The organism is Bacillus salacetis, assembly GCF_003581585.1.
In the GTDB taxonomy this organism is placed as follows: domain Bacteria; phylum Bacillota; class Bacilli; order Bacillales; family Bacillaceae_B; genus Rossellomorea; species Rossellomorea salacetis.
The window spans coordinates 1-337 of sequence record NZ_QXIR01000102.1; the positions used below are offsets into that span (position 1 = coordinate 1).

Annotated in this window: 1 protein-coding gene; it reads left to right on the forward strand. The window is 42.1% G+C overall.

Annotated features, from left to right (window positions below):
• A partial coding sequence (locus D3H55_RS24785; protein ID WP_119549776.1) for a hypothetical protein occupies window positions 1–180 on the forward strand: 180 nt, incomplete at its 5' end.
• Window positions 181–337: the final 157 nt, after the last annotated feature.

Sequence of the window (337 nt, forward strand, 5' to 3'; positions counted from 1 at the left end):
ATGTGGCCATATGGTCGCTATGGGGTGGTTGATTTCAGAAAAAGCAAAATCGATGTAGTCATATGGTCGCTATGGGGTGGTCGATTTCAGAAAAAGCAAAAACGATGTAGTCATAGTAGAGCTATGGGGTGGTCGATTTCAGAAAAAGCAAAAATCGATGCAGTCATAGGAGCGCTATGAGGCGGTTGATTTCAGAAAAAGCAAAATCGATGTGGTCATATGGTCGCTATGGGGTGGTCGATTTCAGAAAAAGCAAAATCGATGTAGTCATATGGTCGCTATGGGGTGGTTGATTTCAGAAAAAGAAAAAACGATGTAGTCATAGTAGAGCTATGGG